Here is a 19,475-nt window from a genome sequence, read left to right as displayed (position 1 = left end):
CACGGTCGGCGGACGCCCTGCGGATCGGTGGTTTGCTCGCCACTGTCGCGACGCATCACATCAAGGGTGGCACCGAGGTGTTCTTCGCGGCGGCACAGCGGTTGTATGAGCGTTATGACCCGCGCACCCCGCCGAATCTGCGTTTGGAGCCGGCCCGGGACATCCCGCACGACGATGTGGAGATCGCGGCATCGGACCGGTTCGGCCCGGCGGTCTTTCATCGGTACGAGTGGGACGCCACCTATACGACGCCGGAGTATCTGGATCTGCTGCTCACCTACTCGACCACGCGCTCGATGCCACGACCTGAGCAGTCTGCCCTGCTGGACGGCATCGGTCGGCTGATCGACGAGGAGCACGGCGGGCGGATCGTCAAGCGGTACCTGTCCGAGCTTCGGCTGGCCCGCCGGATACGGTGACCGGCCGCGGCACCCGGATGGCGCAGCACAGGGCGCCGGCCAGCGCGGCCGCGTAGAGCAGCAGGACGGTGGTGTAGGAGGACTCACCCGGCGACCAGGTCAGGACCGAGCCGCCGACCGCGGTGCCGAGGCTGCCTCCGACCGTGCGCATCACGGTGTTGACGGCGGCGGACACCCCGGTCTGTTCACTCGGCACCGCCTCGACGACGAGCGCGCCGACCGCCGCGAAGGCCAGGCCGATGCCGGCGCCCATGACGAGGATGCCCAGGCAGACCTGTGCCAAGGTCTGGTGCCCGACCGCGAGGCAGAGATAGGCGACACCGGCGATGGCGATGCCGGCGGCGAGGGCAGCGCGTGGTCCCTGGCGTGCGGTGAGGCGGCGGTAGACCCGCATGATCAGCAGGTTGCCTACGGCGGTCGGCACCATCACCAGGCCGACGACGGTGGGTCCGGCGTCGAACTTCTCGGCCACCAGCAGCGGGATCACCATCCAGGAACCGAACATGCCGAAGCCGAGCAGAAGGGTGGCGGCGTTGGTGGCGCGAACGGTCGGGAGGGCCAGGGTGCGCAGATCGATGAGTGGTTGGTCGGCTCGTCGCTGGCTGCGCCACCAGACCGGGGCCAGGATGGCGGCCCCGATCAGGGGCCAGTGCCAGCCGGGTGATCCGAAACGGCTGATGGCCAGCAGCAGGAGACCCAGCCAGGTGGCGAGGAGTGCGGCTCCGTACCAATCGATTCGGGTGTTGAACGGCGCGCGCTCGCCGGGCGGCAGGAGAAGGATCACCGGGATGATCGCCAGCGCGGAGACCAGCGCGGGGATCAGGAACAGCCAGCGGGAGGAGAGCAGGCTGAGGATGGGGCCGGCGGTGATGGTGCCGACGGCGCCGCCGACGCTCATCACGGTGGAGATGATCACGAAGGCGCGGGGGCGGCCGGGCGCCGGGAGGTGTTCTCTGACCAGGGCGAAACAGAGAGGGAAGACGGCGCCGCCGAGGCCTTGCACGACCCGGCCGGCGACCATGACCGGCAGGTCGGAGGCGAGTGCGGAGGTGAGGGCGCCGACGCTCATGGCGGTAAGGGCGGCGATCAGGATGCGGCGTTTGCCGTAGATGTCGCCGAGCCGGCCGAGCACCGGTGTGGAGATCGAGGCGCTCAGCAGGAAGGCGGTGAGCAGCCAGGCCGTCGCGGACGGGGTGGTGTTCAGCTCGTCCTGGAAGACGCCGAGGGCAGGCACGACGAGCGACTGGAGGACCGAGTAGGCCGTCGTGGCGAGGCAGAGACCGCCGAGTGCGGCGCGGGGCTTCAAGATCAAACCTTCCATCGGTACGGCCGGGGCGCCCGAACAGGGGCGACGAGCCGGCGGCGAAACGACCAGGAGGAACACCGTTCCGCCGCCGGACGGTCATGCGGGGTGTTGCGGAACATCACCCCTGCCCGGCCGCGTTGGACCTCGCCAGGCAACGCGGGCCCGCGCAGCAGGCCGAACGGGGTATTGCAGGACGCCACCCCGCCCACGCCACCCGGCCAACCTGAGCGGCCGAGCGGGGAGGTGCGGAACGCCCCCGGCCGCACAGGGGGTGCCTGGCTGCGCGGCCGAGGGGGATGGTGCGGAACGCCGCCCCCGGCCAGCCGCGCTGGGTGTTGCTGGGCAGTGCGGCCGGTCGGGTGGCCCGGTGGGCGGGTGGGTGGGCTTACGGGAGGAGCGCGGGTGGGCGGGTGGCGGTGTTGGTGTTGGCCGGGCGGGGTAGGCCGTAGTGTTCGCGCAGCGTGTGGCCGGTGTACTCGGTTCGGAAGCGGCCTCGTTCCTGAAGGATCGGGACCACCTGGTCCACGAAGGCGGCCAGGCCCGAGGGGAGGACCGGGGCCATGATGTTGAAGCCGTCGGCGGCGCCGGACTCGTACCAGTGCTCGATCTTGTCGGCTACCTGGACGGCGGTTCCGGCGAAGGTCAGGTGACCGCGGCCGCCGCCGAGACGGCCGATCAGTTCGCGGACCGTGAGGCCCTCGCGGCGGCCCAGGTTGACGATCAGGGTGCGGCGGCTCTTGGCGCCCTCGATCTGCTCCTCCTCCGGCAGGTTCGCCGGGAGCGGGGCGTCGAGGGAGAGTTCGCCGGGGTCGACGCCGAGCAGGTCGGCGAGCTGGGTGAGGGCGTATTCGGGGCGGATCAGGCGTTCCAGTTCGGCTTCGAGTTCGCGTGCCTCCGACTCGGTGGCGCCGATGAGGGGCACGATCCCGGGCAGGATCTTGACGTGGTCGGGGTCGCGGCCGTGTTCGGCGGCGCGGCGTTTGAGGTCGTCGTAGAAGGCCTGGGCGTCGGGCAGGGTCTGGTGTGCGGTGAAGACGGCCTCGGCGTACTTCGCGGCGAAGTTGCGGCCGTTCTCCGACGAGCCCGCCTGGACCAGCACCGGGCGTCCCTGGGCGGAGCGCGGAAGGTTGAGGGCTCCGGCCACCGAGTAGTACCGGCCCTTGTGTGCCGGCGGGTAGATCCGGTCCTGGTCGCCCCAGACGCCGGTCTCCTTGTCGGCGACGATGGCGTCGTCGTCCCAGGAGTCCCACAACTTGACGGAGACGTCGACGAACTCGGCGGCGCGCTCGTAGCGGTCCCGGTGGGCGGGCAACTCGTCGAGGTTGAAGTTGCGGGCCGAGTCGAGGCCGGACGTGGTGACGATGTTCCAGCCGGCCCGGCCGCCGCTCACGATGTCCACGGAGGCGAACCGGCGGGCCAGGTTGTAGGGCTCGTTGTAGGTGGTGGACGCCGTGGCGATGAGCCCGATGTGCTGTGTGGCCCCGGCAAGGGCGGTGAGCAGCACGGTCGGTTCGAGGATGCCGGACGGGCGGCGGCCCACCTGGTCGAAGATGACCGGGACGTCGGCCAGGAACAGCGAGTCGAGCTTGCCGCGCTCGGCGATCCGGGCCAGGTTCTTGAAGTGCTCGACGTCCAGGTCGGCGTAGGGGTCGCTCTCCGGAAGACGCCAGGCCGCCTCGTGGTGGCCGACACTCATCAGGAAGGCGTTGAGGTGAAGCTGTCCGGGACGGGTCATCACTGCACCTGCGGGGTGTAGTGGGTGGCCTCGTCGCCCTCGAGGATGTGGCTCTTGGTGCCGTCGGTGCCCACCGGGACGTCGCCGGCCACGGTGACCCGGTGCAGCTTGCGGTCCAGGTCGCCGTAGTCGTCGGCGGCGTAGTGCTGGGTGGTGCGGTTGTCCCAGACGACGATGTCGCCGACCTGCCACTTGTGGCGCAAGGTGTTCTCGGGGCGGGTCACGTAGTGCTGGAGCAGGCGCAGGATGTCGCGGGACTCGGTACGGGACAGGCCGATGATCCCGGTGACGAAGTTGCCGATGAACAGGTTCGGCAGCCCGGAGTCGGGGTTGACGCGGACCACCGGGTGGGCGGTGCGGTAGCGGGTGGAGACGAAGACCTTGTGGTATTCCTCCACCTCGGCCGAGCGGAACTGCGGGTGCTCGGCGTAGTCGTACTCGTTGGAGTGTTCGGCCCACAGCCGGTCGGCCAGTACCCGCAGGTGCTCGGGCAGGTCGGCGTAGGCGGCCGCGGTGTTGGAGAAGAGGGTGTCGCCGCCGTAGGGCGGGATGACGAGGCTGCGCAGGGTGGTGGCCTTCGGCGGGGCGACCACGAAGGTGACGTCGGTGTGCCAGGCGTTGGCCCGGGCGCCCTCGGCGCCGGCCACCTCGAGCACGTTGGCCTGGCCGTCGACGGACGGGACGGTCGGGTGGGCCAGGGTCAGCGGGCCGAAGATCGAGGCGAACCGCTGGTGCTGCTCGTCGTCGAGGTGCTGGCCGCGGAAGACCAGGACCTTGTGCTCGACCAGAGCGTCGTGGATCTCCTTGGCGGTGACGTCGTCCACCGGGGAACGAAGGTCGACGCCGGAGACTTCGGCTCCGATCCGGCCACCGAGGCGCGTGATGTCGATGCTCATGGGGGGACTCCTTGGAACTAGTTGGTGCGCCAGGTGGAGAAGCGGCGTTCGGTGACGATGAGAAGCTGGTTCACGATCAGGCCGATGGCGGAGATCGTGATGATTCCGGCGTACATGTCGGGGACCGCGAAGTTGTACTGGGCGTAGTTGATGAGGTAGCCGAGGCCGGCTTTCGCGCCGACCATCTCGGCGGCGATCAGGATGAGGATCGAGGCGGCGCCGGCCAGCCGGATCCCGGTGAAGATCGTCGGCACGGCGGCCGGGAGCACGACCTTCTGGAAGAGCCGCACCGGGCCCAGTCCCAGCGACCGGGCCGATTTGATCAAGAGCGGATCAACGGTACGGACGGCGCTGACCGTGTTCAGCAGGATCGGCCAGGTGCACCCGTACAGGATGATCGAGATCTTGGAGGTTTCGCCGAGTCCCAGGATCAGCACGAACACCGGCAGGATGGCCAGCGCCGCGGTGTTGCGGAACACCTCGAGCAGCGGGTTCAGCAGGTTGGCGACCGGGCTGTACCAGCCGATCAGCAGGCCGAGCGGCACCGCGATGAGGATGGCCAGGCCGAAGCCGGCGGCCGAGCGGATCAGGCTGGCCTCGGTGTGGGTCCACAGTTCGCCGGAGATCAGCAGGTCCCACCAGGCGACGAGCACCTCGGACAGCGGCGGCAGGAACGTCGGGTCGACCAGGTACTCCCCCGGGGCGGTCTCCCACTGCGGGGCGAGCTGCCAGACCAGGGCGAGCGCGCCGATCGCCGCGATCCGGGTGAGGACGGCGGTGAGCAGGCGGGTGCTCTTGCGGTACCAGGCGTGGGCGGGGGACGGCCCGGCGGTGACGCCGACGACCGGTACCACCCGTTCCGCCAGCGCGACCGGGACATCGGTGATGCTAGACATGGCTGTTCTCCAGCTCCTCGCTCCGGGCGCGGTCGACCTCGTCGCGCAGCAGGCTCCAGATCTCGTGGCGGTAGTGCGTGAACTGCGGGTCGGAGCGCAGGTCCTCGGTGGCCGACCGGGCGTCGATCGGCACCTCGACGACCTCCTTGATCCGGCCCGGCCGGGAGGTCAGGACGGCGACGCGCTGGCCGAGGTAGACCGCCTCCTCGATACCGTGGGTGATGAAGACGATCGTCTTGCCGGTCTTCTCCCAGATCCGCAGCAGCTCGTCCTGGAGGCCGTCGCGGGTCTGCGCGTCGAGGGCGGCGAACGGCTCGTCCATGAGCAGCACGTCCGGGTCGAAGGCGAGGCTGCGGGCGATCGCCACCCGCTGCTTCATGCCGCCGGAGAGCTCGTGCGGGTAGCGGTCGTGGAAGCCGGTCAGGCCGACCAGGTCCAGGTATTCGCGGGCCTTCTCGGCACGCTCCCTACGGCCGACGCCCTTGGCCTCCAGCCCGAACTCGACGTTGCCCTGGGCGGTGCGCCACGGCAGCAGCGCGTACTGCTGGAAGACGATGCCGCGGTCCAGGCCGGGGCCGGTGACCGGTTTGCCGTCGACCAGGATCCGGCCGCTGGAGATCTCGCTGAGGCCGCCGAGCAGGTCCAGGAGGGTGGACTTGCCGCAGCCGCTGGGGCCGACGATGACCAGGAACTCGCCGTCGCGTACCTCGAGGTTGATGTCCTGGAGGGCGGTGACCGTCTTGCCGCGGGCCTGGAAGGTCTTGCCGACGTTCTCGAAGCGGATCTTCGGTTCGGTCGTCATGCCGCACCGCCGGTGACGAAGGAGTTGTAGTCGTTGGAGTAGATGTCGGTGGCCTTGATGTCCTTCTTCAGCTCACCGGCCCGGTCCAGCCACTCGATCCAGGTGGTGAACTCGCGCTCCTCGATCACGCCACCCTTGCCGGCGACGCCGTAGCTCTTCCAGAACTTGGTCTGGCTGTCGTCCTCCTCGCGGCCACGCTTCTTGATGATCTCCTGGAGCTTCGCGATGACCTCCTCGCGCGGCGTGGCGCGGGACCACTCGATGGCCTTGCCGACGCCGGCGACGAAGGCCTTCACGGTGTCCGGGTTCTTCTTGATGAAGTCGTCGCGGAAGATGTAGCTGCCGGCCGTGAACTTTCCGAGCAGGTCGTAGTCGGTGTAGAGGGGGTGGATGCCGCCCCGCTCGAGTGCTTTGTCGCGCAGCGTGCCGCCGAGTGCGGCCACGTCGATCTGCTTGGCGCGCAGCGACTGCTCGGTGTTGACCGGCGGGACGACGATCAGCTCGACCTGCTTGATCTCGTCGTCGGTGAGACCCTCCTTGGCCAGGTAGGTCTTGGTGATCGCCTCGGAGTGGGCGCCGAGGGTGTTGACGCCGATCTTCTTGCCGATCAGGTCGCGGGCCGTCTTGATCGGGCTGTCGTCGAGGACGTAGAAGCCGTTGAAGTTGACGTCGTCGACGCCGTAGTAGCCGACCACCGCGGTGATCGGGGCGCCGGTGGAGGCGAGCTTCACGATCGCGCCGTTGAACGCGCCGCCGAAGTCGGTGTCGCCGGTGGTGGCCGCCTGGATGTCCTGCGGGCCGCTGATCGTGTTGCCGATCCACTTGAGCTTGACGTCGTTCAGATAGCCGAGGTCGGCGGCCAGCTCGGCGAGGGTCACGGCGCCGACGTTGCCCTGGTAGCGCAGCTCCTTGACCTGGTCGCCGGGGGCGGCGGCCGAGCCGGATCCACCGCAGGCGGCGAGTGTGGTGACGGCGAGGGCGCCGGCCAGCGCGGCGGCGAGGGCGGATCTACGGGTGGTCATCGGTACTCCTCAGGGGCGGGCCGGTGTCATCGACCGTGCGGGGGTGCGTGTCATCGGCCGGGCGGCCGGTGGGCCGTCGGCGTATCTCAGGCAGGTTTCAGCACGCCGGCCCGGGGACCGGCGGGTTCAGGTGGGCCGCCGGCGACGGTGCTCGGCGATCCGGTACGGCGGCGGCTTCGCCGTCCGTCCTCAACAGGAGCAGGTACACACCCGGAGGTAGTCGACGAAGCGGCGCCGGGTCAGGCGCTTGCTTCGGTTCATGCGAGCAACGTATGCCGCCGAAGACCACCACGTCAGCACGTTTGTGACCCAGGTCACATACTTTTCCCATAGAGTGAGTGGGATATGAGAGCCGTTCAGGCGGCGTTACCGCCCGTGAGCAGCGACAATGCCCGGCTCACGGAGGCGTACCGGAAAAGAATGAAGGGCGAGGGCGCACCAAGCGCACCTCGCCCTTCTCAGCCGGAACTCACCCGCCGGCCGCGGGTCTGATCACTCGCCGAAGTCCTCGAAGGACTCGCCGATCTCCTCGATCGCCTCGCCGGCCAGGTAGCCCGCGGCCAGACCGCCCACGATGCCCATCGCGGCGCCGCCCATGCCGTGACCGCCGCGCCGGTAGTGGCCGTGATGACCGTGGCCGCCCTGCCGGTAGTGACCGTGGTGGCCGTGGCCGTAACCCGGCTGGGGGTGGCCGTAACCGCCGTAACCCGGCTGCGGATGGCCGAAGCCCGGCATCGACTTGCGACGGTCGACCGCCTGGCGGACCCAGCCGTCGACGACCTGGCGCCAGTCGGTGGTGTCGGCGTCGCCGTGCGAGACCGTGTAGCGGCCGTAGGTGTCGTGGCCCTGCGTGAACAGGCCGCCGCGCTTGTCGAACTCCAGCACCACCTCGACCTGGTGCGGGCTGGTCACGAAGGTCAGCTCGACCTCGTTGATGCCGGCCGCCGCGTAGTGCTGGGGCGGGAAGTACTCGATCTCCTGGTAGAACGGGAGGGTCTGGTGGACGCCGTAGATCTGGCCGTACTCCAGGTCGGCGGACTTGAAGCGGAAGCCCAGCTGGGCGAACGCGTCCAGGATGCGCTGGTGGATCGGCAGCGGGTGCACGTGCACCGGGTCCAGGTCGCCCTTGTCGATCGCCCGGGCGATGGCCACCTCGGTGCGCACGCCCATCACCATGCCGCGCAGTGTCTGCCCGTAGACCGTGGTGATCGGCGTCTCCCACGGCATGTCGATCCGGAACGGCAGCGCCAGCCGCTGGCCGGGCGCCAGGCGCATCGGCCCGGTGACCGGGACCCGCAGGAAGTCGGTGACGGCCGAGTAGTCACCGCCGCCGCCCTCCACCTCCATCCGGGTGATCAGGCCGAGGGTGATGTGCTCGATCGCCGCGTCCTGCGTGCCGCCGACCAGGTTCACGTTGCCGGTCAGGGGAGCGCCCGGGTAGGTGCTCGGGTTGGACAGCACAGTGTCCACGCTCGGCCCGCCCACTCCGATGGCACCGAGCAACTTCTTGAAGACCACGATGTTCTCCCGCTAGAAAAAGGTGCCCCGGAAAACTAGCAACGCCCGCTGAACGAACGCTGAGAAATCGCAGGTAGTCACGATCCCGCCAAGGACGGTACGACCATCGTGCAAGGTCAGGAGGGTTTGCGGGCGACCGCGCCGTACATCGAGACCTCGGACGGCGCCGGGCGATCCTCACGGTCGGGGCGCCAGTCGCTGATCGCCACGATGCCCGGGTCGACCAGCTCCAGGCCGTCGAAGAACCGGCCGAACGTGGCCCGGTCGCGCGGCCAGGCGTCGACGTGGCCGGCCGCGAGCATCGCGTCGTAGCGGGCGGCGGCCTCGGCGTCGACGAAGTCCTTCGTCGAGTTGGTGGCCACCAGGTAGCTGCCGGGCGGCACCGCCGCCAGCAGCTCGGCGACCACCTCCCGGGCCTGCTCGTCGGAGGCGACGAAGTGCAGGACGGCGAGCAGGAGGATGCCGACCGGGCGGTTCAGGTCGAGAGTCTCCTTCAGCTCGGCGGCGCCCAGGATGGCGGCCGGATCCTTCAGATCGGCGTCGACGTACGTGGTGGCGCCGCCGATCATCAGCGCGCGGGCGTGGGTGAGCACCATCGGGTCGTTGTCGACGTAGACGACCCGGCTGTCCGGGGCGATCCGCTGGGCCACCTCGTGCGTGTTCTGCGGGGCGGGCAGACCAGTGCCGATGTCCAGGAACTGGCGGATGCCGGCCTCGGCCAGGTGACGGACCGCCCGGTTGTGGAAGGCCCGGCCCTGCTGCGCGGCGGTGCGGACCGCCGGATACACCGAGGCGATCCGGTCGCCGGACTCCCGGTCCACCTCGAAGTGGTCCTTGCCGCCCAGCCAGTAGTTCCACCGGCGGGCCGAGGAGACCGTCGTCTGATCCACCTTGTCGCTGGTCACGGGGCATCCTCCGGGAATGGGAGCGCGATCGGGCCGCGATCATCCTAGCCGGAATCGAGATCCGTCGTGGTCCACAGTGGATCGTCTCGGGTTTCCCCGCCGGCGGATCGCGGCATATCCTGCCCGGGCGACGTTCGGAAAGGGTTCAGCGTTGGCCGTACAAGCCCCGCCCTATCGGCCCTTCTCCCCCGGCTTCCCGCCGGACGATCCGCCGCGCCGCAACGGTGGCGCGTCGATCGCGGTCACTCTGCGGTACGCGCCGCTCGCCTTCCTGCTGCGGCTCTACACCCCGGTGCTGGAGATCGACGGGCAGGCGGTGCCGGCCGGCTGGGGACGGTTCGTGCAGTCGGTGGGGTCCGGGGAGCACCACGTGCACGTCCACGTGCCGTACCTGATCCCGTCCCGGATCGGCGCCGCCGACGTCACGGTGCTCGCGCTGCCGGGCCGGACCGTCGAGCTGGAGTACCGGGCGCCCCTGCTGTCCTTCCTGCACGGGGCGCTCGGCGCTCCTCCGCAGCGGTACCCGGGGGCGGTGGCCGCGTGGGCGCTCCTGGTAACCGCGGTCACGCTGGGTGTCTGCGCGTGCATCGGCTGGATCGTCGACGCCACCGGTTGAGCCGGGTCACGGTTTGGCCTGCAGCTCCTCGTGCAGGGCGCGCATCAGCTCGGCGCCGGTGAACGGCTTCTCCAGCAGGTGCACCTCGGCGGAGAGGGTGCCGTGCGTGGTGAGGACCGGCTGGGCGTACCCGGACATGAACAGCACCCTGGTGCCCGGCCAGCGTTCGCGGACCGCGTCGGCCAGGTCCTTGCCCAGCATGTTCGGCATGATGACGTCGGTGAGCAGGACGTCGACGCTGTTCTCCGCGGCCAGCCGCAGCGCCTCGTCGCCGCCGCCGGCGGCCAGCACCGTGTAGCCGGCGCGCCGCAGGATCCGGCAGGTCACGTCGCGCAGCGCGTCCTCGTCCTCGACCACCAGCACGCTCGCGCCGTGCCCGGTGAGGTCGAGGCCGGGATCCTCCGGGACCTGCTCGTGCGGTTCCACGTCGGTGGCCGGCAGCAGGATCGTGAAGGTGGTGCCGATGCCCTCCTCGGAGTAGATCTGCACGGTCCCGCCGGCCTGGGTGATGATCCCGTAGACGGTGGCCAGGCCGAGGCCGGTGCCCTGGCCGCTCGGCTTCGTGGTGAAGAACGGCTCGAACACCTTGTCGATCACCTCACGGGGCATGCCGGTGCCGGTGTCGGAGACGCGCAGGCGCACGTACCGGCCCGGCGGAAGCCCGGCCTGGGCGGCGACGTGCTCGATGTCCACCTCGACCGCGGCGGTGTCGATGGTGAGCCGGCCGCCGGTCGGCATCGCGTCCCGGCCGTTCACCGCCAGGTTCACCAGCACCTGCTCCATCTGGCCCGGGTCCATCATCACCGACGGCAGGCCGGCCGGGGTCCGCACGGTCAGGGTGATGTGCTCGCCGAGTGACCGCCTCAGCATCTGGTGCACCTCGGTGACCACGTCGTTCAGGTTCAGCGGCCGGGGCCGGATCACCTCCCGCCGGGCGAAGGCGAGCAGCTGGTGGGTGAGGTCGCTGCCCCGGCGGGCGGCCCGGGCGATCTGCTCGGCGTCCGAGGCGGGTGGGGTGCCGGCGGAGTCCTCGATGATGAACGACGCGTAGTTGAGGATCACCGCGAGCAGGTTGTTGAAGTCGTGGGCGATGCCGCCGGCCAGCTGCCCGAGGCTCTCCAGCCGCTGGGTCTGCTGAATCCGGGCCTCCAGGCGCTGCTTCTCGGCCTCCTCGCGCAGCCGGCGCCGCTCCTCCTCGGTGGCCAGGCGGTCGGTGATGTCGCGGACCACGGCCACGGTCACCACGCCGCTGTCGGTGTGCAGGGCACTGCAGGCGATGTCGACCGGGATCTCGGTGCCGTCGCGGCCGATCGCACGGCGGGCGGCCCAGCGCTGGTCGGCCTGGCCGTCGGCGGCGCGTTCGGAGTCCAGCGGGGTGGTGTCCTCGCCGGTCCACAGCACCGCCGAGGCGGCCGGCAGCCCGTCCGGCAGGAGCCGGTTCAGCGGCATGTGCAGCAGGTCGTACCGGGTATGGCCGAACAGCCGCTCGGCCTCGGCGTTGACCAGCACCATCTCACCGGACGCGGCGACGCCGAGCACCGCGTCCGGCGCCGCGTCGAGGATCGCCTGCACCTGGGCCTCGGCCCGCTCCCGGTCGCTGATGTCGCGGGTGGTGCTGGTCGTGCCGACGATCGTGCCGTGTTCGTCGAGCAGCGGGGACACCAGCGTCGACACCGCGATGATCTCGCCCCTGGCGGTACGCCGGACGCTGCGGTACCGGTCCACCCGGCCGCCCAGCCGGACCAGCAGCCGGACCTGCTTCTCGTCGGCCTGCCGGTCGGCCGGGATGATCTCGTCGATCGATTTGCCGATGATGTCGGCCGGCGGATGGCCGTAGAGCGCCTCGGCGCCCGGGTTCCAGGACAGCACGCGGCCGTCCAGGTCGATGGTGACGATCGCGTCGTGCGAGGACTGCACGATCGAGGCGAGCAGCGAACGGTTGCGGGCCGCCTCCCGTTGCACCGTGTCGTCGCGCAGGACCGCGGTCACGTACCTCTCCCCGTCGGGCGCCCGCACCGCGGAGAGCGAGACCTCGACCGGAAAGACGGTGCCGTCGCGGCGCGTGCCGCGAAGCGGCAGCCGCCGCAGCGGAAGCGGATGCGGGTCGCGCACATCGTCCGGGATCAGATCATCGAGGGTACGGCCGACGAGCGGCTCGGTCGTGTAGCGGAACATCTCGTGCGCCCGGCGATTGGCCATGGTGATGGTGCCGTCCGAGCGGCTCACGATGATCGCGTCCGGGGCGGTGTCGATGAGGAGCCCCGGGATCCCGGTTGACTCCACCGATGCCTCCCGCCCTCCACGGTACTTCTGTCCGGATATTTCGGGCATGAGGTTGGGGTAATCAGGGAACGTATTCAGTGTGAGCACCGCAGCAGAGCCGCCCATCGACCCGAACCGGCCCAGCACGGCCCGTATCGCCGACGCCTTCCTGGGCGGCACCCACAACTTCGCCTCGGACCGTGCCGTGGCCGCCCGGGCCATCGAGCTGCTGCCCGACACCCCGGCGATCGCCCGCGCCAACCGGGCCTTCCTGCGCCGCGCGGTCCGGTACGCGGCCGGGCGGGGCATCCGGCAGTTCCTCGACCTCGGCGCCGGCATCCCGAGCGTGTGCAACGTGCACGAGGTGGCCCGGGAGGTGGCCCCCGACGCCCGGGTGGTCTACGCCGACATCGATCCCACCGCCGTCCTGTACGCCCGCCATCAGGTCGACGGCGACCCGGCGGCCGCGGCCGTGCGCGCCGACCTGCTGCGGCCCGCCGCCCTGCTGGACGAACCGGAGGTCCGGGATCTGCTGGACCTGAACCAGCCGATCGCCGTGCTCCTGAGCAACGTCCTGCACTTCCTGCCGGACGGGCCGGCCCTGGACACGGCGCTGGCCGGGTACCGGGAGGCGGCCGCACCCGGCAGCATCCTCGCGATCTCACACGTCACGCCCAGCGACCACGCCGAACTGACGGAGCGGTTCACCGCGCTCTACAACCGCACCGAGACACCACTGACACCGCGCAGAACCGGCGAGGTGGAACGGCTCTTCACGGGCTGGCGGCTGGTGGAGCCCGGCCTCGTCTACTGCCCGGAATGGCGGCCCGACCCGGACGACGAGCCGGTCAGCGACCCCGCCCGATTCGTGACCCTGGGCGGCGTCGGCGAGAGATAGCGATCCCGGCGTCGGCCGGCCGGTCCCAGCCGTCGCAGCTGTCCTCCGGCTCGATCTCCAGGAGGTCGAACAGGTCCGGACCGGAGTGCCCGGTGTCCACCGAACTCCCGATCAGGCCCATGATGGCGGCACAGTTGCGCCCGTACCCCTGGATCATGCGGTCCACCCGGGTGGGCTGGCCACAGCGACGGCACGGCCGCATCCGCTCCGATGATCTCGCTTCCCCCACCCCTCGATTATCCGGCGATCCGGCGCCGTCACGCGGGAACTGGATTACTTCGACTGAGACGGCCGTCACCCACCCGATCGGGCATTGGTAGCCTAGCCCCACCAATCTCTTGTGGCATTTATCCGACATGTCGGATTTTCTGGCATAGAGTTGGTCAGGGGGAATGACACCCCCGGACCTCAGGAGCACAAGAGTGGAAATCGTTCGGCGTCTCGGTCTCTCTCCACGGCAGCGCGGCAGCCTGTCCAACGCCACCTGCCCGGACATCTTCGAACTCGCCGACGGCGACTTCGCCGTCATCGGCACCGACCGCACCGCCGAATTGAGGGACAAACTGCCCGCGGACGCGGGCGTCGCGGACTACGAGAAGATCGTCGTGGTGTCCCGCGCCACGATCGTGGCGGCGCGCGCGGACATCCCGAACGCCTGAACGCGCCGGGGCCGCCGGTCAGGCGGCTTCCGGTTCACCCAGATCCTCCACGGCCACGACCGGGCGGGCCACCCGGTGGTGGCCGTGCTCCGTTCGCCGCTCGCCGTTGGCGACCGCCTCGTAGTCACGCCACAACCGGTCCACCGCCTGCGCCAGCAGGAACTCCTCCGATCCGGGCGCCAGGGAGGAGCGGGCGCAGGGTCATTGCGTTCTCGGATAGCTGCTGGTCACTGCGGTGATCAGGTCGTTTGACCGGCGGTTGGCTTGACGGGTGGCGCGGGCGATGTTGGTGGCGCCGGTGGTGCGGTGCCAGCCGATCGCAGTGTTACGTAGGGTCGCGATGACGGCGGGTCCGGTTCCGGTCCGGGCTTGGTGTTGGTCTTCACGGAACGTCACGTCGCGGACGTGATGGAGGCGGTTCTCGATGTGCCAGTGCCGGCGGATCCAGGTTTGCAGGTCGCGGGGCAGGGCTTGGCCTGCGGGTAGGGACACGGTCAGGTAGGCGGTTTCTCGGCTGCTCCTGCCTGCGATGATGCGGGTCCGGGTGATCCGGACGGCCTGCTGGGCGTGGGGGAAGGTGATGCCGCCGGGCGTGGCGACGGTGACGGCTTTGACGGTGCGGGTCTCGCGGCGGCCGTGTCCGCGGTCGCGGGTCCGGTCACCGACCGGGATCTGTGCCCAGGGAAGCCGTTTGAGCTGCTTGAACAGGGTCGGCTGGTTACCTTTCACCTGGACGAGCAGGTGTGCCTGGCGGATGGTGACCTCGTCGGCGTGCCTGGTTTGGGTGTGCAGGGCGTCGGCGATGAACAGGACTCCGGCGAGGGTTCCGAGGACCGTTTCGACGGCGTCGAGCAGCGGTGCGAACGACGTGATCTCGTTGCTTTTCGTGTCCACGGTGACCTGGGCGAGCACAATCCCGGTGGCGGTGTCCAGGGCGGACATCAGGTGGACCTGACGGCCGTCGCCGAGGCGGGCGCCGCGCAGGGTCTTGCCGTCGATCGCGATCACCCGGCGGTACCGGCGTGGTGGTGGGCCCGGCGGGTCGGTTCGGGTGTGCAGCCAGCCTGCGAGAACGGCGGCAAGCAGGGTCGGGTCGAGACGGATCAGTAGTCGCCACATCGTTGTCGAAGCGGGAACGGCATTGCCGAAGCCGAGCCGGTTGCGGGCGTGTTCGTCGAGGTCATGGAGCCAGTCGGTGATCGCCGCGAATGATGATGCGCCGGCTATGACCGCGCAGACCGCGACTGCCAGTACCGCGGCCAGCGGGTAGCGGATTCCTCGTGGGTCACGTGGATCCGGAACCTTTGCGAGCGCGTGCAGCAACCCGTTGTGTTCACCGTCGGTGATCAGTGCGGGTGCGCCGATGGCGTGGGGTGTCGTGACGGTCAGTGCGGTGATGAGAGATGATGCCATCGGCGGGTGAGGTCCTCGGAGCTTCGTGCGGCGTAGAGAACTTCATGATCACCGATGTGATCTCACCCGCCACCTTCGCCTCCACAGAGGCCACTCATCTCATGAAACCCCAGTTCAGACGTCCTCCTTCGGACTACGCAATCGCCCTGGGAGCGGGCGTACTCGCCGAGCCGCCAGTACTCCCGCATCAGCGGGCTGGTGAACAGGTACCGCATCATCTCCAGCATTTCCTGACGGCTGTTCTCGGTGACCACGAGCGAGATCCGCTGGAGCTGATAGATGAGGTTGGCGTAGAGCAGTTGACGGTTCTTCTCAGGCGAGACGTCCGGGCCGAATTCTGGCCACACCGCGGCCAGTGAGCGGTCGTTTATGGCCAATTTGATGATCTCGAAGTGGAGCAGCCCGAGATTCGCCTCAGCGGATCGCTGCAATTCCGAACCCTGCTGCACGTGCAAATGCCGCTGCTGTTCGAGCTCGCGCCGTTGCTCGCGCATCTCCTGGAACTGCATCCGCCCGGTGCCGACCAGGACCACCAGCGCCAGGCCGCTGATGATCGAGCTCAGCACGCCGAAGGTCTGACCGACGTTGCTCCACTTCGCCCAGTCCGCCGCATCACCCTGCCGGCCCAGCAGAACGGCCACGCCGACCCCGGCGGCGAGCGTCAGCACGGTGCCCAGCGCGACCGCCGCCATCCACCAGAACAGCCGAACGGCCGTGATCATCCTTTCCGGGGCCTCTCCGCCTTCTTTCATCGCCGGGACCGCCTCTCCCCCACCCCACCTTGTGCACATGGTGGCAGCGGATGGCGGGAATTTGCCACTCCGAATGGATGAGTGAATTTGCAGGGCGCACGATTAACGATCGTTTTGGGGCGGGACGATGCGACCGGCCCACCCCGGGGAATCAGGATTCGCCGACGGCTTCGGCCAGTTCCTGCTTGCTCATCCGGGAGCGGCCCGTGATGTGCTGCTCCTTCGCCTTCTCGTACAGCTCTCTACGGGTGGCGGCATGGTGGTCGCCGCCGTCCGGGAGGGAGCTCATCGTGGCCTCGGCGAAGCGGCGGCCCATCTCCTCGCGCTCGTCGTCGGCCAGCCGCTGCTCCAGGACCGGGAGCAGGTCCTCCTCCTCTTCCTGTACGTGGTGGCGCAACTCGCCCGCGATGGCCGCGATCGTGCCGCCGTACCCGGGGTCGCCGGGGTCGCCGCGGAGGAGGTTCTGCAGCATCTCCTCGACCTGGTGGTGTTCGGTGGTGCCGTCCTTGACCTCTTCGCCCTCGTCGGCGGCCAGGTCGCGGATGGCCGGGTAGACGAAGTCCTCCTCGGCCTCGGAGTGTGGCAGGAGCATCCGGGCCACCGCCTGCATCAGTTCGGCCCGGTCGGCGCCTCCCTCTTCGGCCCGGGTGAGCAGATCCTCGACCTGCCGGTGCTGCTGTTTGATGATCTCCACGATGTCCGGCACGGCTGGCCCCCTCGGTGGAAAGGTTGGATGGAACGCCTGGCGAGATACCCGGAAAGGGACGGGTCATCCCCACAGCAAACGCTCATCTTCGCGGCCGTAGTCTCCGTGGGCCGACGGGGAAGAGGAGTCACACGTGCAGCCGTTCCGGATCTTCAGGATCACCGCGATCGCCGAGGCGTTCTCGTGGACGGGCCTGCTCGTCGGGATGTATCTGAAGCACGTCACCGAGACCACCGAGGCGGGTGTGTGGCTGTTCGGCCGGCTGCACGGGGCGCTGTTCGTCGCCTACCTGGTGGCCACGCTGTGGGTGGCGCGCGCCGAGCGGTGGTCGCCGTGGCGCACCCTGTTCGGCCTGGCGGCGTCGATTCCGCCGCTCACCACACTGATCTTCGAGCGCTGGGTGGCCCGGCGCCGAGAGGCCCCCGCGGACTCGGTGGCCGCCACCGCCTGAGTCCGCGGGCCCGCCCCGCGACCTATTTGACGGCTATCGGGTTCACCGGTGAGCCGACCGCCCCGGTGATCGGCAGCGGCGCCGCGGTCAGCCAGAACTCGTAGACCCCGTCGGACGCGCAGTCGAGAGCGAGCGCGTCCAGGTCCCACATCTCGGCGATGAACAGGCCGATGTGCGGGATGGACACCTGATGCAGCGGCTGAAAGGCGTCGTCGAACTCGTTGGGCCGCACCTCGAAGCCCCACGTGTCGGTGGCGATCGCCGCGATCTCGGTGTGGTGCAGGGTGCCGGTGTCGAGCATGGTGTGCACCGGGTTGGTGCGCCGCCGCCAGCCTTTCTGCGGCCCGTTCGCGTCGAACGACTGCGACAGCGAGAAGGAGACGCCGCGGCGGATCAGCGCGGCGGCCTCCCTGCGCTTGCCGGGGGTCAGGAAGTTCATGGTTCCGCGTACGTCGTCCGCGCCCCACCGCCCCCAGGTGGAACATCGTTGCGCGGCGACGGAGCCCTCCGGGCACCGGCCTGCTACTGCCGGTGCTGCTCACCTGGGCCACCAACGGGCTGTCCTTCGCCGAACGCGGCCGGGGCACCGGCCTGTGGACCGGCACCCTGTTCATCGGCGAATTCCTCTCCCCGGTCCTGATCACCGGCCTGTCCGGCGCCTTCGGCGGCCTGCGCCCGGCCCTGGGCGTACTCGGGGTCGCGACCGCCGTCCTCGCCGTCGCCACGCCGGCGATCGTCCCCCGCTCCGCCGCCCCCTTGAACGTCACCCACGACTGGCCCCCGGCCGGCCTTTGTGGTCAAGGTCCGCGTTTCGCTTCCGCTTCTTTTCTGGTACGCGTGTCGCTGTCCCGCCTTGCCGGGGCCGTTCCGTCCGGTCGGCGCGCGCTCGCTGCCCACTACAGCCTGTGCCGCGCCCGCCGGGCGTAGATCGGTGGGACACTCCCGCACGTGCTGCCGCTCGCTCCGGGTGGGTGTTGCGCTTTCTGCCCGCCAGGCCCGCCGCTCCCGCCAGGCGGGTGGTCACGGTTGTGCTCGCCAGGCAACCGGGGGGTGGTCCCGGCCGTCACGCCGATCGCGCCGGGCGGGTGGTGGCGCTGCGGACGCGTCACCCGGTGCGATCTTGAACGATTTACCACCCGAGGCGGTGGTAAATCGTTCAAGATCGCACAACAGCGGCGGGCAAAGAGGGCGAAACGGGCGCCTTTTTCTGGCGAAAGCCCCATTTCCGCCCAGCGCGGCGGACGGCGCCCCCATTTGGTGGTTCGCCCGACCGGGCGCTTGACGGAGAACCGCAAACACCCAAGAAGAAGACTCTCTCGGGTGTCCAATCGTTCAAGATCGCAGAGCGTCGGCATGCAAAGCGACGAAGCGGGCATCTGTTCCCGGCGAAAGCCCCGTTTCCACCCGGCGCGGCGGCAGATCCGGTGGCGGCGACCGGGCCGGCCTGCCCGGGCACCGATCTACGCCCGGCCGGCGCGGCAAAGGCCGCGGTAGGCAGCGAGATCGCGCCGACCGGACGGGACGACCCGGAAAAGGCGGGACGAGGACCCGCGTATCAGAAAGGGAGCCGGAAGCGGAACGCGGACCTCCAGCCGGTCAGGCGTTGCTCAGGGTGGGGAGGACGCGGCCGGATCCGTAGGAGGTGCCGGCCCGGTCGCGCTCCAGCCAGCCCGACTCGACCAGCATGCGGCGGACCGCGGCCACGTCGTCGGCGGCCGCTGCGATGCGGTCGTTCACCTCGGGCTCGGTCAGGACGCCGTCGACCGCGAGGAAGCGGGCGAACAGCTCGGCGGCCTGCTGGTAGCGGTCGCTCATGGTGGGTGGCAGGCTGGTCAGCCGGCCGTGCGAGAAGAACGGTCTGAGCTGCGGGTACTCCCGGAGGAGCGGGGCGATCGGCTGGACCCGGTCGAGCGCCTGGGCGGCCTCGCGCAGCACGTCGGCCACGGCGCGGTAGACGCCGTCGCCGGTGCCGGTGGCGACGCCCGCGCCGACCAGCCGGCCGAGCAGTTCGCCCACCTCCGGTTTCGGCAGATCCAGGTGGATGGACATCTCGGCGATGGTGCAGCCGTCCCGGCCGTGCCGGACCAGTTCGGCGAAGGCCCGCAACCGGGCGGGATGGGACAGCAGCATGAGGAGCCCGGAGGCGTGCGCGGCGGGTACGGACATCCCCACACCGTAGGCACCCCCGGAACCGACGGCACCCGAATTTCTCATTGACT

21 protein-coding genes (1 of these 21 cut by a window edge) are annotated in these 19,475 nt (G+C 69.8%); 6 read left to right on the top strand and 15 right to left on the bottom strand.

Going from position 1 to position 19,475, the window contains the following annotated elements:
- A protein-coding gene (locus tag BJ964_RS23675) for a class I SAM-dependent methyltransferase (RefSeq protein WP_188122719.1) crosses the window boundary here: on the top strand, positions 1-419 show its 3' portion. Its footprint begins 364 nt before the window's first position; 419 of the gene's 783 nt are visible here — the last part of the coding sequence; its start codon lies off the left edge, out of view; the stop codon is at positions 417-419.
- Here the strand turns inward: BJ964_RS23675 and BJ964_RS23670 are convergent.
- From BJ964_RS23670 to BJ964_RS23635, 8 genes are all read right to left on the bottom strand, one after another.
- Positions 373-1,725: an MFS transporter gene (locus BJ964_RS23670; protein WP_188122718.1), complete on the bottom strand. Its 1,353-nt coding sequence runs from the start codon at positions 1,723-1,725 to the stop codon at positions 373-375. The genes BJ964_RS23675 and BJ964_RS23670 overlap by 47 nt on opposite strands.
- Before the next feature lie 385 nt (positions 1,726-2,110).
- Complete coding sequence (locus BJ964_RS23665) at positions 2,111-3,460, bottom strand: LLM class flavin-dependent oxidoreductase (RefSeq protein WP_188122717.1); 1,350 nt, start codon at positions 3,458-3,460, stop codon at positions 2,111-2,113.
- The gene (locus BJ964_RS23660; protein WP_188122716.1) at positions 3,460-4,356 is read right to left on the bottom strand and encodes a TauD/TfdA dioxygenase family protein; all 897 of its coding nucleotides are present in this window, start codon (positions 4,354-4,356) and stop codon (positions 3,460-3,462) included. Before BJ964_RS23660 ends, BJ964_RS23665 begins: the two co-directional genes overlap by 1 nt.
- 17 nt (positions 4,357-4,373) lie before the next feature.
- On the bottom strand, positions 4,374-5,252 hold the full coding sequence (locus BJ964_RS23655) for an ABC transporter permease (protein WP_188122715.1): 879 nt from the start codon (positions 5,250-5,252) through the stop codon (positions 4,374-4,376).
- Positions 5,245-6,054, bottom strand: a complete 810-nt coding sequence (locus BJ964_RS23650) for an ABC transporter ATP-binding protein (protein WP_188122714.1) — start codon at positions 6,052-6,054, stop codon at positions 5,245-5,247. Before BJ964_RS23650 ends, BJ964_RS23655 begins: the two co-directional genes overlap by 8 nt.
- A complete protein-coding gene (locus BJ964_RS23645) occupies positions 6,051-7,076 on the bottom strand; it encodes an ABC transporter substrate-binding protein (RefSeq protein WP_188122713.1) in 1,026 nt (341 codons plus the stop codon). Before BJ964_RS23645 ends, BJ964_RS23650 begins: the two co-directional genes overlap by 4 nt.
- Positions 7,077-7,568: 492 nt before the next feature.
- Complete coding sequence (locus BJ964_RS23640) at positions 7,569-8,594, bottom strand: sporulation protein (protein ID WP_188122712.1); 1,026 nt, start codon at positions 8,592-8,594, stop codon at positions 7,569-7,571.
- A 116-nt stretch (positions 8,595-8,710) separates the two neighbouring features.
- A complete protein-coding gene (locus BJ964_RS23635) occupies positions 8,711-9,499 on the bottom strand; it encodes an SAM-dependent methyltransferase (RefSeq protein ID WP_188122711.1) in 789 nt (262 codons plus the stop codon).
- A gap of 151 nt (positions 9,500-9,650) precedes the next feature.
- Here BJ964_RS23635 and BJ964_RS23630 point away from each other — a divergent pair, with 151 nt between their 5' ends.
- Positions 9,651-10,115: a hypothetical protein gene (locus tag BJ964_RS23630; protein ID WP_188122710.1), complete on the top strand. Its 465-nt coding sequence runs from the start codon at positions 9,651-9,653 to the stop codon at positions 10,113-10,115.
- A gap of 6 nt (positions 10,116-10,121) precedes the next feature.
- On the opposite strand, the gene BJ964_RS23625 is transcribed toward BJ964_RS23630, so the two are convergent.
- On the bottom strand, positions 10,122-12,398 hold the full coding sequence (locus tag BJ964_RS23625) for a PAS domain S-box protein (protein WP_188122709.1): 2,277 nt from the start codon (positions 12,396-12,398) through the stop codon (positions 10,122-10,124).
- Positions 12,399-12,477: 79 nt separating this feature from the next.
- Between BJ964_RS23625 and BJ964_RS23620 the strand changes: the two genes are divergently transcribed.
- Positions 12,478-13,275: an SAM-dependent methyltransferase gene (locus BJ964_RS23620; protein ID WP_188122708.1), complete on the top strand. Its 798-nt coding sequence runs from the start codon at positions 12,478-12,480 to the stop codon at positions 13,273-13,275.
- 422 nt (positions 13,276-13,697) lie between these two features.
- On the top strand, positions 13,698-13,934 hold the full coding sequence (locus tag BJ964_RS23615) for a hypothetical protein (RefSeq protein ID WP_188122707.1): 237 nt from the start codon (positions 13,698-13,700) through the stop codon (positions 13,932-13,934).
- An 18-nt stretch (positions 13,935-13,952) separates the two neighbouring features.
- On the opposite strand, the gene BJ964_RS48105 is transcribed toward BJ964_RS23615, so the two are convergent.
- The 4 genes from BJ964_RS48105 to BJ964_RS23600 all read right to left on the bottom strand — a co-directional run bounded on the left by BJ964_RS48105 (position 13,953) and on the right by BJ964_RS23600 (position 16,805).
- Positions 13,953-14,078, bottom strand: coding sequence for a hypothetical protein (locus BJ964_RS48105; protein ID WP_262479358.1), 126 nt, complete (start codon positions 14,076-14,078; stop codon positions 13,953-13,955).
- 57 nt (positions 14,079-14,135) lie between these two features.
- The gene (locus BJ964_RS23610) at positions 14,136-15,347 is read right to left on the bottom strand and encodes an ISAs1 family transposase (RefSeq protein WP_262479357.1); all 1,212 of its coding nucleotides are present in this window, start codon (positions 15,345-15,347) and stop codon (positions 14,136-14,138) included.
- A gap of 62 nt (positions 15,348-15,409) precedes the next feature.
- Positions 15,410-16,069, bottom strand: coding sequence for a DUF6082 family protein (locus BJ964_RS23605; RefSeq protein WP_188122706.1), 660 nt, complete (start codon positions 16,067-16,069; stop codon positions 15,410-15,412).
- 181 nt (positions 16,070-16,250) lie between these two features.
- Positions 16,251-16,805: a hemerythrin domain-containing protein gene (locus BJ964_RS23600; protein ID WP_188122705.1), complete on the bottom strand. Its 555-nt coding sequence runs from the start codon at positions 16,803-16,805 to the stop codon at positions 16,251-16,253.
- Positions 16,806-16,938: 133 nt separating this feature from the next.
- Here BJ964_RS23600 and BJ964_RS23595 point away from each other — a divergent pair, with 133 nt between their 5' ends.
- Positions 16,939-17,256 (top strand): DUF3817 domain-containing protein, encoded by a 318-nt coding sequence (locus BJ964_RS23595; RefSeq protein WP_188122704.1) that lies wholly within the window; start codon positions 16,939-16,941, stop codon positions 17,254-17,256.
- A gap of 22 nt (positions 17,257-17,278) precedes the next feature.
- Here BJ964_RS23595 and BJ964_RS23590 read toward each other — a convergent pair whose 3' ends face one another.
- Positions 17,279-17,695, bottom strand: coding sequence for a cyclase family protein (locus BJ964_RS23590; RefSeq protein WP_229807314.1), 417 nt, complete (start codon positions 17,693-17,695; stop codon positions 17,279-17,281).
- A gap of 92 nt (positions 17,696-17,787) precedes the next feature.
- On the opposite strand from BJ964_RS23590, the gene BJ964_RS23585 reads away from it, so the two are divergent.
- Entirely contained in the window at positions 17,788-18,183 is a 396-nt protein-coding gene (locus BJ964_RS23585; RefSeq protein ID WP_188122703.1) for a hypothetical protein, read from the top strand.
- A gap of 669 nt (positions 18,184-18,852) precedes the next feature.
- On the opposite strand, the gene BJ964_RS23580 is transcribed toward BJ964_RS23585, so the two are convergent.
- Positions 18,853-19,422 carry a DUF2087 domain-containing protein gene (locus BJ964_RS23580; RefSeq protein ID WP_188122702.1) on the bottom strand — a complete coding sequence of 190 codons (570 nt, stop codon included), beginning with the start codon at positions 19,420-19,422 and terminating at the stop codon, positions 18,853-18,855.
- Positions 19,423-19,475: the final 53 nt, after the last annotated feature.

It is taken from the genome of Actinoplanes lobatus (assembly GCF_014205215.1).
GTDB lineage: Bacteria > Actinomycetota > Actinomycetes > Mycobacteriales > Micromonosporaceae > Actinoplanes > Actinoplanes lobatus.
This window is presented reverse-complemented; position numbering and strand designations above follow the sequence as displayed.